Source organism: Tardiphaga sp. 20_F10_N6_6 (assembly GCF_052076045.1).
In the GTDB taxonomy this organism is placed as follows: Bacteria; Pseudomonadota; Alphaproteobacteria; order Rhizobiales; family Xanthobacteraceae; genus Tardiphaga; species Tardiphaga robiniae.
The window spans coordinates 6,122,765-6,136,690 of the sequence record NZ_CP197239.1 but is presented as its reverse complement, the minus strand read 5'-3'; the positions used below and the strand labels follow the sequence as shown (position 1 = coordinate 6,136,690).

Below are 13,926 nucleotides of genomic sequence, written 5' to 3'. Positions count from 1 at the left end.
ATCTCGGACATGCTAGGATCGCCCTTGTCCGACAGCACAGGAGGCCTATGCGTGCCAAATTCTGCAGCCCTGACGACGAAGGACGGCCGCTTCGGCTTTGAAGCCAAAGGCGATTCCGCGGCAACGCCGCTGGTGTTTCTGCATGGGATCGGCGGTGCGGGCCGCGGCTGGCGCCACCAGCTCGAAGCGTTCGGCGACCGCTACTACGCCATCGGCTGGGACATGCCGGGCTATGGCGGCTCAGAACAACTGCCAGAGCCAAGCATCCCGGCCTTCGCCGAAGCCCTGAAGGACTTTCTCGCGCAGATTGGCTCCAGGAAACCGGTGCTGGTCGGCCATTCCATTGGCGGCATGATCGTGCAGCGCTTCATGGTGGACTATCCCGATCTCGCCTGCGCCATCGTGCTGGCGCAGACCACCTCCGCCTTCGGCAGCTCCGACGGCGAATGGCAGAAGAATTTCATCGACGCCCGGCTTGGCCCGCTCGACCGTGGCGAGACCATGGTGTCGATGGCGCCGAAGCTGGTGGCAGGCCTGATCGGCGACAATCCGGATCCTGCCGGCCTTGAACTCGCACGCGACTGCATGGCCGCTGTGAAGCCCGACACCTACCGCGCCTCGATGAAGGCGATGATCGGGTTCGATCTGCGCAAGAACATCGCGGACATCAAAATACCGACTTTAGTCCTATCCGGTTCGAAAGACAACAACGCGCCGGCAAAGACGATGGCAAAGATGGCGGGCCTCGTGCCCGGGTCGACCTATGTCGAACTCGAGGGCGTCGGCCATCTCGCCAGTTTCGAACGTCCGCACGAATTCAACGAAGTACTCGCCGACTTCCTCAAAACCAGCCACAACCTTTCGGGGTCATCCTCATGAACAAGCCCGCCAGTAAGCCAGACCTCGACAGCATCGTCCTCGACAGCATCGTCCTCGACAAGCCGATGTTCGATCCGAAAGCCTATCGTCTCGATGACGAACAGGCCGGGCTGATCGCCAAGGCGCGCGAGCTGGCGCAGGCTAACTTCGCCGGTCGCGCGGCGAAGTGGGATACCGAGGCCACCTTCCCGCTGGAGAACTACAAGGACCTGCACAAGGCGGGTCTGCTGGGCATCTCGATCCCGAAAGCCAATGGCGGTTCGGGCGCCGGCTATCAGACCTATTCGCTCGCTGCCGCCGAAATCGGCCGTTATTGCGGCGCCACGGCACTCACCTGGAACATGCATGTCTGCTCGACGCTGTGGTCCGGCCCGCTGGCCGACGACCTCGACATGGATGACCAGATGCGCGCCGAACAGCACCGCCGCCGCGCTATCCACTACAAGCGCATCGTCGAAGACGGCGCGATCTATTCGCAGCCGTTCTCCGAAGGCGGCGCAGCAGCCGCCGGCGGCGTTGCATTCGGAACCGAAGCGAAGCCCGTCAAAGGCGGCTGGATCGTCAACGGCAAGAAGATCTTTGCGTCGCTGTCGGGCTTCGCCGATTACTACGGCGTGCTCTGCACCGAAGTCGCTGAGGGTGAGAAGGCTTCGCGCCGCAACACGCTGTATCTGGCGATTTCCGCCAAGTCCGAAGGCGTCTCGGTCGTTGGCGACTGGGATCCACTCGGCATGCGCGGCACGGTCTCCCGCACGCTGATCTTCAAGGACGTGTTTGTTCCGGAAGATGCAGCGCTGATGCCGCGCGGCGTCTACTTCCAGGCCGCGATGCGCTGGCCGCACATGTTCCTGACGCTGTCACCGACTTACGTCGGTCTCGCGCAGGCATCGTACGATTTCACCGTGAAGTATCTCCGCGGCGAAATCCCGGGCATGCCGCCAGTCAAGCGCCGGATGTATCCGACCAAGCAGATCGCCGTGGCGCAGATGCAGATCAAGCTCGAGCAGCTCAAGTCGACCTGGTTCCAGGCCGTGACCGAAGCCTGTGCCAATCCGAGCAAGGAGCAGGTCCTGCGCGCCTACGCCGCGCAATACACCGTGATGGAAGGCGCCAACGAACTTGCGGCACTGGCGATCCGCACCTGCGGCGGTCAGGCCATGCTGAAGACGCTACCGCTGGAGCGCATCTATCGCGACAGCCGCTGCGGTGCGCTGATGCTGCCCTGGACCGCCGAGCTTTGCCTCGACCGCATCGGCCGAGAAGCACTCTATGAGGCCGGTGAGAAAGACGAGTAATCGTGGATCTCTCCAGCCTCATCGCCCGCAACGCCGCATTCACGCCGGACAAGCCCGCGATTCATTTCGAGGGCAAGACACTCAGCTATGCCGTGTTCAACGCGCGGATCGAGGCGACGGCGAAGGCACTGAAGACGGAATGCGGCGTTAGTCGCGGTGATCGCGTCGCGATCCTGAGCATGAACCGGCCAGACTATCTGGTCCTGCTCTATGCCTGCGCCCGCCTCGGCGCGATCATGGTGCCGCTGAACTGGCGGCTCGCGGTCGCCGAGCAGCTCTTCATCCTGTCCGATGCTTCGGTAAAGGTGCTGGTGCTTGAGGAAGGCTTTGCGGCCATCCTCCCGTCGCTTGCGAAGGACTTGCCGGATACGCGCGTGATCGCGTTCGATTTCGCGCTTGATGCCCCCGGCCAGACATTCGACACACTGCTGTCCCGCGCTTCCGGAGATGGCCGCAATCCGCATACCGACCTCTCCTGCCCGCTGCTGATCGTCTACACGTCAGGCACTACAGGCCGCCCGAAAGGCGCCGTGCTGCGCCAGGAAGCGCTGCTGTGGAACGGCGTGATGAGCCAGCACATGCATGGCCTCACATCGGACGATCACGTCCTGACCGTGCTGCCGTTCTTCCATGTCGGTGGCCTCAACATCCAGACCACGCCGGCGCTGCATCACGGCGCCACCGTGACAATCCATGCGCGCTTCACCCCGGACTCCACGCTGGCTGCAATCGCGCAGGAGCGACCGACCCTGACCGTCTGGGTACCCGCGATCATCCAGGCGATGAGCGAGCATCCCGGCTGGGCTGCGACCGATGTTTCCTGCCTCAAGGCCGTGTCCACCGGCTCCAGCATCGTGCCACCGCATCTAATCGAGCGCCTGACGGCGCGCGGAATTCCCGTGCTGCAGGTCTATGGTTCGACGGAGACCTGCCCGATCTCGGTCTATACGCGGCTCGGCGGCGACCTGTCGCGTACGGGATCGACGGGTTTGCCCGGCCTGTGCTGCGAAGCCATCATCATCGACGACGACGGCAACGAGCTGCCTGCCACTGCCACCGGCGAGATCGCGGTGCGCGGCCCCAACGTGTTCTACGAATATTGGGGCAACGAGGGCGCGACGCGCGAGGCACTGCATGACGGCTGGTATCGCACCGGCGATATCGGCACGCGCGACGATGACGGCTATTTCTGGGTCCACGACCGCAAGAAGAACATGATTATTTCCGGCGGCGAGAATGTCTATCCCGCCGAAGTCGAACGCGTGCTGCTCGAACATCCCGATGTCGCCGATTGCGGCGTCGTCGGTGTGCCCGATCCGAAATGGCAGGAAGTACCAGTCGCCTATGTGCTGCTGCGGCCGAATTGCAGCGTGAGCGCCGAAACACTGAAGGCCCATGTTCTCACGCAGCTCGCCCGCTACAAGCAGCCGCGCGACATCGTATTCGTCACTGACCTGCCGCGCACAGCGCTCGGCAAGGTGCAGCATTTCAAACTGAAGCAGGTTCAGGCGGCAACGCCGAGCGACGGAGAGACCAATTGAAGATCGCAGTATTGGGTGGCGGCAACGGTTCGTTCGCAGCCGCGGGTGATTTCGCACTGCAGGGCCATGACGTCCGCCTGTGGCGCCGCGACGCCGATGCTGTCGCCGAACACAACAAGGCCGGCTCGCGCATCAAGGTCAAGAATGCCCAGGGCACACACGACACCCAGTTGACGCTGGTGACGACTGATATCGCCGAGGTGATCAAGGACGTCGAACTGATCCTGTGCCCCGCACCCGCCTTTGCGCAGCCTGATATCGCCAAGCGGATCGCACCTCACCTCAAAGATGGTCAGGTCGTTTATCTGCCGCCTGCAACCTTCGGCTCGATGATATTCGCCAAGGCTGCGCATGACGCCGGCAACACCGCCAAGGTCGCCTTCGCCGAGACCGGCACGCTGCCCTGGCTCGCGCGCAAACACGGACCGTTCGAAGTGGCGATCACCATCCGCGCCAAGCGGCTGCCGACCGGCGTGTTCCCGCTTCACATGATGGACTATGCCTGCAAGGTCATCGACAAGGCCTTCCCCGGCGTGATCGAGCCCTGCGGCGATGCGCTGTCCGGCGCACTGATGAATGCCGGCCCGATCATCCATCCGCCGCTCATCGTCATGAATGCCGGGCCGCTTGAGCATTTTCCGACCTGGGACATTCACAAGGAAGGTACGCAGCCGGCTATCCGCCGCGTCACCGACCAACTCGACGCCGAGCGCATCGCGATCCGCGAGGCCTTTGGCTACAACGGCGCGCATTTCCCGCTGGCGGATCACTACGCCAAGGAAGGCGAAGAGTGGATGTATGGCCGCGGCTCGCATGATCGTCTCACCGACAGCGGTGACTGGCGCGAGCACATCGTGCTCACCGAGCACCGCTACATGCGCGAGGATCTGCGCACGGGCCTGTCGTTCTTCCTGTCCTGCGCCACGCTCGCGGGCGTCGAAACACCGCTGGCCAAAGCCTTCCTCGCCATCGGCGGCGCGATCTGCGGCGAAAATTTCCTGCAGGGTGGCCGCACGCTCGCAAGCCTCGGCTTCGGCGATCTCGATCAGGCCGCGCTGCTGAAGCTACTGCGCGAAGGCTTTGCCGCATGAGCGCCCGTGCCGCCATCGCATGTCTTGGCGCGGGTCGCATGGGCCGCGGCATCGCCGTCGCCTTTGCCTATGCGGGCCACAATGTCGCGATCGTCGACTTCAAGGCGCGCGACCTCGACAAGTTCAAGGCACTGGAAGCCGAGGCGCTTGGCGAGATCCGCAAGACCTTTGCCAGCATGGCGCGCTTCGGCCTGCTCACAGAAGCTGACATCGAAACACTGGTGTCACGCATCAGCGTTGTGCCGGAAGCCGGTGCGGGCGCTGCGCTCAGCAGTTCGGCGATCATTTTCGAAGGCGTGCCTGAGGTGCTCGATCAGAAGCGCGATGCGCTGGCGCGCGCCTCACAACTCGCAGGCCCCACGCCGATCATCGCATCGACGACGTCGACCATCCTCGTCGATGACATCTCCAGCGCCGTCGAGCATCCCGAGCGCTTCCTCAACGCACACTGGCTGAACCCGGCCTATCTCGTGCCACTGGTCGAAGTCTCGCCGGGCGCCAAGACCGATCCGGCGATTACCGTGCGGGTGAAGGAGATGCTCGAAGGCATCGGCAAGGTTCCCGTGGTTTGCGCCGCGACACCCGGCTATATTGTGCCGCGTATCCAGGCAATGGCCATGAACGAAGCCGCGCGCATGGTCGAGGAAGGCGTTGCCAGTCCCGAGGATATCGACAAGGCGATCAAATACGGTTTCGGATTCCGCTTCGCGGTGCTGGGTCTGCTCGAATTCGTCGATTGGGGCGGCGGCGACATTCTCTATTACGCCAGCAAGTACCTGACAGGCGCGCTGAACAACGATCGCTATTCGTCACCGGAGATCGTCGGCCGCAACATGGCCGAGGGCAAGATCGGCCTCAAGACCGGCGAAGGCTTTCTCAATTACGAGGGGCTCGATGTCGATGCCTATCGCGAAGGACGGCTGTCGGCGTTCGTGGATCTGCTGAAGCACTTTCAGTTGCAGAAGCCGCCGGTTTTGTAGCGACTGCGAACTCGGCCCCTCATCCTGAGGAGCCGCACACTTGCGCAGCGTCTCGAAGGATGGCCGCACATCCATTCATGGTTCGAGACGGCGCCGAAGAGGCGCCTCCTCACCATGAGGGCTGAGTGTTTGATAGCCGTCTTTACACTTCCGGGAAGCCCCGCAGCAGATAGCTGCGCAGCCAGTGCAGCAGGCTGTTCAGGATCAGGCCGAGCATCGAGATCATGATCAGCGGCACGAACATATCCACGGTCTGAAACGTGCGCGCGGCCTGCACCAGCATGTGACCGAGGCCATCGGTCGAGGTGATCATCTCGGCGAGGAATACCACGATGCAGGAGATCACGAGGCCGATGCGGCAGCCGGTGAGGATCGATGGCATCGCGGCGGGCAGCACCACCTTGAACAGGATCTGCCAGCGCGGCGTGCCGGCGGCCATCGCGGACCAGATCAGCTTCTGCTCGACCATCGACGCGCCGTAATAGGTCGAAAGCAGGATCGGGAACAGCGCGTCGGCAGTCACCAGCGTGATCTTGGAGGCGTGGTCGAAGCCGAGGATCAGCAGCAGCGCGGGATACAGCGCGATCTTCGGGATCGGCGCCAGCACGCGCACCAGCGGCTTGACGACGGCATTGACTGCCGGGCTCACCGCTGCAGCAAGACCGATGAACACGCCGACGACCACGGCAATGCCGAAGCCGGCGAACAGACGGATCAGCGTCGCGGCGATATCGTGCAGAAAGTCGCCGTTGAAGAAGTCCTTCGCCAGCTTTCCGAACACCGCGCCCGGCGGCGGCAACAAGCTCGTCGGCGCGAAGCCGAACGAGATCAGCGACTGCCACAGCGCGATGAACAGCACGATCGGCGTGATGCCCAGCAGAACCGAATTGATGCGTTCCTGGTTCATGTTGCGCTCACGTAAAGCTGAGAGGCATGTCGTCGCGCGGTTGCGACCAGCGCACGAGCGACAGGCGAAGCTTCTCGAAGGCCGCATCGAAGATGATGCCCATGGCGCCGATGATCAGGATCATCGCAAACACCGTGTCGTATTGTGCCATGTCGAGCGAGTTGAACAGGATGTTGCCGGCGCCGGACTGGCGCGCGATCATCTCGGAGGTGATCATGGTGATCAGCGCCAGCACGAGACCGGTGCGGCAGCCCGTGAGAATTTCAGGCAGCGCCGCGGGCAGCACGATGCGGAGCATGCGCATCGGCGCCGACATGCCCATCGCCGCACCAGACCACAGCATTTTTTCTTCAACGGCTTTGGAGCCCTGGAAAGCGTGATAGATGATCGGCAGACTGACACCAAGGAAGATGACGAGGATCTTGGAGACGTCGCCAACGCCCATCCAGAGCATGATGATGGGCATCAGCGCTGCTTTTGGCACGGGATAGATGATCATCATCAGCGGATTGAAGAACGACGCCACGGCCTTGATGCGCCCCATCAGCAAACCGAGCGGGATCGCAAACATCACCGCGAGTACGAGGCCGATGGCCATGCGACGGATGGAATCGAGAATGTTCAGCAGCGATCCCTTGTCCCCGAGGATCGACGGAATGGCCTTGATCGACTCCAGTGCCGTTGGGAAGCTTTCGGTATCCAGCCGCAGCGAGGCAATCTGCCAGACACACAGCAACCCGATGCAGGCGAACAATGGCGAAAGTGTCTTGAGCACCCCGCGCACGGTCATCACAGATGGTCCTTGCCGTCGTCGATCATCTTCTCGATATCGACGATGTATTTCTGGAAACGTGCGTCGAGCAGCAGATCGGCGCGCTTGCGCGGCCGCGGCAGATCGATATCGACGATTTCCTTGATACTGCCCGGCGAGCGCGACATCACGATCACCTTGTCTGAGAGATAGACGGCTTCCTCGACCGAATGGGTGACGAACAGCACCGTCTTGCGTTGTGTATCCCAGATGTCGAGCAGATCGTTCTGCAGCCGCGTGCGGGTATGCGCATCGAGCGCGCCGAACGGCTCATCCATCAGCAGCACGGCGGGATCGTAGGCCAGCGTGCGCGCGATCGCGACGCGCTGCTTCATGCCGCCGGAGAGTTCTTTCGGATAGAAATTCTCATAGCCCTTCAGGCCGACCATCTCGAGCAGCTTGCGGCCGCGCGTTTCGGCTTCAGCCTTCTTAATGCCCTGCTGGCGCATGCCATACATGACATTGCCGAGCACGTTCTTCCACGGAAACAGCGCGAATTCCTGAAACACCGGACCGCGATCGGGACCAGGTCCCGTGATCGCCTTGCCCTTCACCTTGGCGACGCCATCGGTGGGCTGCACGAAGCCGCCGACGATATAGAGCAAGGTCGACTTGCCGCAGCCTGAGGGTCCGAGGATCGAGACGAAGGCACCATCTTCGATGGTGAGGTTGATATCCGACAGCGCCAGATGGCTTTGCTTGCCGGAGGTCTGGAAGCGCTGCGAGACGTGCTCGATCTCGATCATGGCTGAAGCGGGTTTGCGGCCGGATAAAGGTTCCGACTCGGCGTGAGCGTCCGAACGTAGCGACACCACCTGCATTCCCGGTCCTTCATTTGCCATGCACGCATTGCAATCACGACGGCCCGACTGTGTCCATCATGCTGACGGACACAGCGTAGCCGGAAACTGCAATTACTTTAAGCTTCAAATTTATGCGGGCAACGCCTTTTTGCTAGTCAGCGCCTGCTGCGAACAAGTCAGTTTCCCGCAGCAGGACTTTCGGCGCTTTTGGTGCGTTTAGTCGCGGAAATACGGCTCCACAGGGCCGGACAGCTTGATCAGCAGCGGATTGCCGTACCGGTCCTTTGCCGCACCGGCGGGCACCTTCACCCAGCCTTCGCTGACGCAATATTCTTCGACATTGGTCTTCTCGGCGCCCTTGAAGCGAATGCCGACATCGCGCTGCAGCACTTCGGCATTGTAGAACGGGCTTCGCGGATCGGTGGACAGGCGATCGGGCAGATCGGCTGATGCATTGGTGTTATCGGTCATAGCAGCGCCTCGATTTTCTCTCGCAGTGATTCAGGTTTGGCGGTCGGCGCAAAACGCTCGACGACCCGTCCGGAACGGTCGATCAGGAATTTGGTAAAATTCCATTTGATCCCCGAACCCAGCAATCCGGACTTTTCAGATTTCAGGTAATTATACAATGGATGCGCCCCGGCGCCATTCACGTCGATCTTCTCAAACAGCGGGAAGGTGATGTGGTAATTGGCCTCGCAGAAGCGCTCGATCGCCTTGGCGTCGCCCGGCTCCTGCGCGCCGAACTGGTTGCAGGGAAAGCCCAGCACGGAAAATCCGCGCGGCGCAAAATCCTGCTGCAGCTTCTCCAGCCCCGCATATTGCGGCGTGAATCCGCAGGCGCTGGCGGTGTTGACGATCAGCAGCACCTTTCCTTCGAACTGCTTGAGCGCGACAGGCTCACCTGTCAGTGCGTTCGCAGAAAAATCGGAGATGCCGGTCATCGCACTGATCCCTCTCAGGCCGTCGCGGGGTCGCAAGGCATCGGCGGGGTACCGCCGGCCTCGATGGCTTCGCCGGCCAGCAGACACAGATCCTCGCGGTAACGGCCGGCGACGAGTTGCACGCCGGTCGGCGCACGGCCGACAAGACCCGTGGCGACGCTGAGCGCCGGCAGGCCCATGAAGGGAATCCCGATCTGCGGCATCTGGGCGGCCCAGACGCGATCGAACGATTCCTGGCCCTGCATATCCAGATGATCCGGGAACGGCAATTCGCCGGACATCGGCATCAGCACCACAGTATAGGTCTGCAGGAACAGCTCCCAGTCGCGCACGAAGGTGGAGCGGCGCACCAGCGCCCGTGACAGGCCGCCATTCTCGAAGTCCTTGAGCTTGTCCTTCTGTCCGCGCAGACAGACCAGTGCTGCGGGATCACCCTCGCGCACCGCCGCGTCCAGCATGCCCTGATAGCCATCGCCGAACCAGAGCTGCGTCTGCAAGGCGGCGGCCTCGCGCAGGGCCGGCGTGTTCTCGACTTCCTCGACGACCCACCCTGCCCGCTCCAGCCGCTTTCCGGCATCGCGCACCGCGGCCTCGACATCGGCGGTGATGGCGAGACCATCAGGCCGCAGGCACATGGCGGCGCGCTTCTCGCGCTTGGGTCCCTCCAGCGGCGCCGGCACCCACCAGGGATCGCGCGCATCGGGCTGCGACATAGCCGCAAGCCCGAGACGGACATCATTGATGGTGCGTGCCAAGGGACCGGACACCGCGGTGATCTGGCCGGAAATGATACGCTCGGGCAGCGCCTGATTATAGGCGGCGATGCGGCCGACGGTCGGACGCAGACCGTGCACGCCGCAGGCATAGGCGGGATAGCGGATCGAGCCGGCGATGTCGGTGCCATGGGCGATGTGGCCGATGCCGGCGGCGACCGCGCTGCCTGCGCCGCCTGACGATCCGCCCGGCGTCAGCGACGGATCGCGCGGATTCTTGGTATCGCCATAGAGCTGATTGGTGGTGAACCAGCGATAGGAAAATGCCGGGCAATTGGTGCGGCCGATGATGACGGCGCCAGCCTTCAGCAGATTGTCGATCACCGGGCTGTTGGTCGTAGCGATGATCTCGTTCTGGATCTTTACGCCATTCGATGTCGGATAGGTCGCGTAGTCGATATTCACTTTGACGGTGATGGGCACGCCGCCGAGCGGACCGACATCGTCGCCGCGCGCAATCGCCGCATCGACCGCATCCGCCCGTGCCAGCGCCTCATTGGGTCGATGGTCGACCACGGCATTGATGGCAGGGTTCACAGCATCGAGCCGTGCGAGGCCAGCCACCGTCGCCTCCTTGGCGGACACCTTGCGGTCGCGAATGAGTGCGGAGAGGTCAGTTGCCGACAGGCGCCAGAGATCGTTCATGCAGTGCTCCATTGCTTGTCGCTTGTTAACGCAGGCGGCCGGAGATTGCCAATCAGGCACGATTTCGCAGTCTCGCGGCGCCGAAGCGTCCGAGCTATGAGCATTCCTTCCCACCCTCAATCGAGAGGGCGTGCGGAACGCCGGGTGCCCGTTGCACCCTTGGGCCTGATGCGAATGCGGTCTTCCGCAATTGAGAGTGCATCAGGACTTTCGGAGGCGCCGAGCAAGTGCCCGACGTTCCGCATACGGTGTTTTTTCGGTTGCCTGCACATCTGCCATGGCGAACGGTCCCATCACCAAAATTAATGTCCCAGGGCGGAGGGACAGGGTAGCCTCAAGCGAGTAAGCCGAACGCGTTTTGACTTGGTCGTCCGTCACACTGTCCAGGGAGTCTTTCCATCCCAAGATCGGCCGTCTCCTTGCCAGTGGCAGTGCTGGCGCAGATCCGTCCTGCCCGAAGACAGACGTCACCCGTGAACCGCGTAACGCCGCATCTCCGGCGTCCACCGCATCCAGCCCCGCGAACGTGACGATCGCGCTCGCCCCTCTCATCGGGGCCGGACGAAGGGGAAAATAATCCATGGCGGGATATTGTCAATAAGAAATAGGAAAAAATGTTAGGTGCTGGCTCGCCGCCCCACACTCGTCATTCCGGGGCGTGGCCGGCTCTTGCCGGACGCGAACCCGGAATCCCAGCATGTTCAGCGCAAAACACTCCGAGATTCCCCACCATTCCAAGTGGAATGGCTGAGGTTCGCGTCCGGCAAGTGCCAGCCGCGCCCCGGAATGACAGTGGGAGCTGAACATGTCGGGATTCCGGGCTCATTCCGGTCCGCTGTGCAGCCCGGCCTGCCCCGGAATGACGTCGCGCGGGTGAGCCCGCGCGACGTCACTTCACCCTTGCGAGAAAATAAGCCAGCTCCACGATTTGCGCTTCGGAGATCGACTGCATCACATCGGCCATGGTGGCATCGTAACCGTGGCGGGAGTTGTCCTTGTATTCGCGCATGGTCTTGGCGAGGTAGTCCTCGCGCTGGTTGGCAATGCGCGGGATATTGTCGCGGCCCGAGAAATCAGCGTTGTGGCAGCTATCGCAGCGAAATTGCGATGTCAGCGCCTTGGCGGCCTGCATCCGCGCGGGATCGCTAGCGATCCCCTGGGGATCGCCCGCCTCCAGCGCTGTCGGTTTCGGCAGCGTCGCGAGATAGTCAGAGAAACTGCGCAGGTCGTCGTCGGTAAAATCCTTCACCATGTCGTTCATCGGCTCCGCGACGCGGAGCTTCTCGCGAAACATGTAGATCTGGATCAGCGAATAGGCCGGCTGCTGCGCGCCGAGCGACGGCGTGTTCTCGGTTTCGGAGGTCCCCTTCTCGCCGTGGCAGGCGAGGCACGGCGCGGCGCGCTCGGTGATGGGTTCGGCGGCGAAGAGTGGGGACGTCGAGAGAAAAAGAGCTACGATGACGGCAAACGGGCGCATCGGCTTTGAACTTTCTGAATACTGAAACTCCGGCGTGGCGAATTCCTTCTCCCCGCTTGCGGGGAGAAGGTGAGGATGAGGGGGACTCTCACCGCGCTCGGAGCAAGTGGAGAGTCCCCCTCACCCGACTTTCACGCGCTTCGCGCGTTGCAGTCGACCTCTCCCCGCAAGCGGGGAGAGGTGAGAAAACGTCGTCACTTCTTGTCCGCCACCTTCTGCTTGCCATAGGTGATGCGATAGATCGCGCCGTTCCAGTCGTCGGAGACCAGCAGCGATCCGTCCTTCATCTGCAGCACGTCGACGGGGCGGCCGACATATTTGTTGTCCTCGATGAAGCCGGTGAGGAACGGCTCGACGGACTTCACCGTGCCGTCCTTGTTCAGCTTCGCGACAACGACGTCTCCGCCGAGCTTCTGAGTCTTGTTCCAGGAGCCATGGCGCGCGATGAAGATCGCATCCTTGTAGGCGGCCGGGAACATCTTGCCGGTGTAGAACCGCATGCCCAATGCCGCCGTATGCGACCCGAGCAGGCCGACCGGCGCGGTGTAGTCGGCGCAGGACTTGCCCCAGCCGAATTCCGGATCGAGGATATTGCCCTGCAGGCAATATGGCGCGCCGAAGTCTTCACCCGCCTTGGTGACACGGTTGAGTTCATCTTCCGGCACCGCTTCCGACATCCAGTCGCGGCCGTTGTCGGTGAAGTACATCTGCTTGGTGGTCGGATTCCAGTCGAAGCCGACGGTGTTGCGGACGCCCTTCACATAGATCTCGGCGCCGGTGCCATCGAGATTCATGCGGCGGATCTGGCCATGGGCCTCGTCATGCAGCACATTGTTGCCGGGCTGGCCGACCGGCACATAGAGCTTGTTGTCCGGGCCGATGCCGATGAACTTCCAGCCATGGGCTTCGTCCTTCGGCAGGTTGTCGTAGATCATGGTCGGCTTCGGCGGATTTTCGAGATTGTCTTCCACCTTGTCGATCTTCGAGATCTTCGACAGTTCGGCGATGTAGAGCGTGCCGTCCTTGAAGGCGAGACCGTTCGGGCGATAGAGGCCGGAGGCCAGCACCTTCACCTGGCGCTTGCCGTCATTGTTGATGACCGCGTAGACCTTGTCGACGAGGCGCGACCCCACAAAGACCGTGCCCTTGTCGCCTTCGCGCATCGAGCGCGCATTGGCCATGCCGGCGGCGTAAACCTCGATATTGAAGCCCGCGGGCACCTTCAGCTTCGCAGTCGGCAGCTTGTCGGCGGCGGACGGAATCGGCGGCGGCGCGACGGGCGCGAGCTTGGCTGCGGCAGCGCCATCGGGACGGCCGATCAGCGGCGAGCCGGGCGGCAGCGCAGGCGCCGCGGCGGCGACTGGCGCTGCTGCAGGTGCCGGAGCGGCAGCCTGCGGGGCGGCTGGTGCCGGTGCAGGAGCCGCTGCGGGAGCAGCAGGCGCTGCACTTGGAGCTGCACTTGGCGTGGCTGCAGGAGCCGGTGTTGCAGGTGATGTATCGGACTGCTGGGCAAAAGCGCCGCTTGTAAAGACACCGATGAACGCACCGGCAAGCAATGCCCGGCGCGCGGACGTGTAGACACTCATGGATCTCTCCCCTTTTTACGGAAGCCTTCTCTGCTCGCAGCGCATGAGATGCGCCGCCCCCGAGGCTTTCCGGATCGCACTGTTGGATATTTTTATGTCGCTGCGCAATCAAAACATCACGCGCGAGCAAGCCTGTGCGGATTCCCGCAATCGGCTAAAGCCTTTTCGGTTCTGATAGAGTTAGAACCGAGGCT

The 13,926-nt window shown here is 62.5% G+C and carries 13 protein-coding genes; 5 read left to right on the top strand and 8 right to left on the bottom strand.

The window, feature by feature from the left end; all coding sequences use genetic code 11:
* The first annotated feature begins 51 nt into the window (after positions 1-51).
* The 5 genes from AB7813_RS29260 (at position 52) to AB7813_RS29240 (ending at position 5,786) form a co-directional block, all read left to right on the top strand.
* Complete coding sequence (locus tag AB7813_RS29260) at positions 52-879, top strand: alpha/beta fold hydrolase (protein ID WP_439063289.1); 828 nt, start codon at positions 52-54, stop codon at positions 877-879.
* A 65-nt stretch (positions 880-944) separates the two neighbouring features.
* Positions 945-2,174: an acyl-CoA dehydrogenase gene (locus AB7813_RS29255; RefSeq protein WP_093761155.1), complete on the top strand. Its 1,230-nt coding sequence runs from the start codon at positions 945-947 to the stop codon at positions 2,172-2,174.
* Positions 2,175-2,176: 2 nt separating this feature from the next.
* Positions 2,177-3,715: a class I adenylate-forming enzyme family protein gene (locus AB7813_RS29250; RefSeq protein ID WP_439063288.1), complete on the top strand. Its 1,539-nt coding sequence runs from the start codon at positions 2,177-2,179 to the stop codon at positions 3,713-3,715.
* The gene (locus tag AB7813_RS29245; protein ID WP_439063287.1) at positions 3,712-4,806 is read left to right on the top strand and encodes an NAD/NADP octopine/nopaline dehydrogenase family protein; all 1,095 of its coding nucleotides are present in this window, start codon (positions 3,712-3,714) and stop codon (positions 4,804-4,806) included. The genes AB7813_RS29250 and AB7813_RS29245 overlap by 4 nt, the downstream gene beginning before the upstream one ends.
* Positions 4,803-5,786, top strand: coding sequence for a 3-hydroxybutyryl-CoA dehydrogenase (locus tag AB7813_RS29240; protein ID WP_439063286.1), 984 nt, complete (start codon positions 4,803-4,805; stop codon positions 5,784-5,786). Before AB7813_RS29245 ends, AB7813_RS29240 begins: the two co-directional genes overlap by 4 nt.
* Positions 5,787-5,928: 142 nt before the next feature.
* Here AB7813_RS29240 and AB7813_RS29235 read toward each other — a convergent pair whose 3' ends face one another.
* The 8 genes from AB7813_RS29235 to AB7813_RS29200 all read right to left on the bottom strand — a co-directional run bounded on the left by AB7813_RS29235 (position 5,929) and on the right by AB7813_RS29200 (position 13,732).
* Positions 5,929-6,693 carry an ABC transporter permease gene (locus AB7813_RS29235; RefSeq protein WP_068732140.1) on the bottom strand — a complete coding sequence of 255 codons (765 nt, stop codon included), beginning with the start codon at positions 6,691-6,693 and terminating at the stop codon, positions 5,929-5,931.
* A gap of 7 nt (positions 6,694-6,700) precedes the next feature.
* Complete coding sequence (locus tag AB7813_RS29230; RefSeq protein ID WP_439063285.1) at positions 6,701-7,483, bottom strand: ABC transporter permease; 783 nt, start codon at positions 7,481-7,483, stop codon at positions 6,701-6,703.
* On the bottom strand, positions 7,483-8,325 hold the full coding sequence (locus AB7813_RS29225) for an ABC transporter ATP-binding protein (protein WP_439064590.1): 843 nt from the start codon (positions 8,323-8,325) through the stop codon (positions 7,483-7,485). The genes AB7813_RS29230 and AB7813_RS29225 overlap by 1 nt, the downstream gene beginning before the upstream one ends.
* A 198-nt stretch (positions 8,326-8,523) precedes the next feature.
* Positions 8,524-8,778: a DUF3297 family protein gene (locus tag AB7813_RS29220; RefSeq protein ID WP_068732134.1), complete on the bottom strand. Its 255-nt coding sequence runs from the start codon at positions 8,776-8,778 to the stop codon at positions 8,524-8,526.
* The gene (locus AB7813_RS29215) at positions 8,775-9,251 is read right to left on the bottom strand and encodes a glutathione peroxidase (protein WP_439063284.1); all 477 of its coding nucleotides are present in this window, start codon (positions 9,249-9,251) and stop codon (positions 8,775-8,777) included. The genes AB7813_RS29220 and AB7813_RS29215 overlap by 4 nt, the downstream gene beginning before the upstream one ends.
* A gap of 14 nt (positions 9,252-9,265) precedes the next feature.
* Positions 9,266-10,669, bottom strand: a complete 1,404-nt coding sequence (locus AB7813_RS29210; RefSeq protein WP_439063283.1) for an amidase family protein — start codon at positions 10,667-10,669, stop codon at positions 9,266-9,268.
* 889 nt (positions 10,670-11,558) lie between these two features.
* Complete coding sequence (locus AB7813_RS29205) at positions 11,559-12,146, bottom strand: c-type cytochrome (protein ID WP_439063282.1); 588 nt, start codon at positions 12,144-12,146, stop codon at positions 11,559-11,561.
* A gap of 194 nt (positions 12,147-12,340) precedes the next feature.
* Positions 12,341-13,732: a PQQ-dependent sugar dehydrogenase gene (locus AB7813_RS29200; protein WP_439063281.1), complete on the bottom strand. Its 1,392-nt coding sequence runs from the start codon at positions 13,730-13,732 to the stop codon at positions 12,341-12,343.
* Between the last annotated feature and the right edge of the window lie 194 nt (positions 13,733-13,926).

What these genes read in the sequence shown, in the direction of transcription:
- AB7813_RS29255 (WP_093761155.1), top strand. Translation starts at nt 945, where the DNA reads ATGTTCGATCCGAAAGCCTATCGTCTCGATGACGAACAGGCCGGGCTG.
- AB7813_RS29240 (WP_439063286.1), top strand. Translation starts at nt 4,803, where the DNA reads ATGAGCGCCCGTGCCGCCATCGCATGTCTTGGCGCGGGTCGCATGGGC.
- AB7813_RS29235 (WP_068732140.1), bottom strand. Translation starts at nt 6,693, where the DNA reads ATGAACCAGGAACGCATCAATTCGGTTCTGCTGGGCATCACGCCGATC.
- AB7813_RS29230 (WP_439063285.1), bottom strand. Translation starts at nt 7,483, where the DNA reads ATGACCGTGCGCGGGGTGCTCAAGACACTTTCGCCATTGTTCGCCTGC.
- AB7813_RS29225 (WP_439064590.1), bottom strand. Translation starts at nt 8,325, where the DNA reads ATGCAGGTGGTGTCGCTACGTTCGGACGCTCACGCCGAGTCGGAACCT.
- AB7813_RS29220 (WP_068732134.1), bottom strand. Translation starts at nt 8,778, where the DNA reads ATGACCGATAACACCAATGCATCAGCCGATCTGCCCGATCGCCTGTCC.
- AB7813_RS29215 (WP_439063284.1), bottom strand. Translation starts at nt 9,251, where the DNA reads ATGACCGGCATCTCCGATTTTTCTGCGAACGCACTGACAGGTGAGCCT.
- AB7813_RS29210 (WP_439063283.1), bottom strand. Translation starts at nt 10,669, where the DNA reads ATGAACGATCTCTGGCGCCTGTCGGCAACTGACCTCTCCGCACTCATT.
- AB7813_RS29205 (WP_439063282.1), bottom strand. Translation starts at nt 12,146, where the DNA reads ATGCGCCCGTTTGCCGTCATCGTAGCTCTTTTTCTCTCGACGTCCCCA.
- AB7813_RS29200 (WP_439063281.1), bottom strand. Translation starts at nt 13,732, where the DNA reads ATGAGTGTCTACACGTCCGCGCGCCGGGCATTGCTTGCCGGTGCGTTC.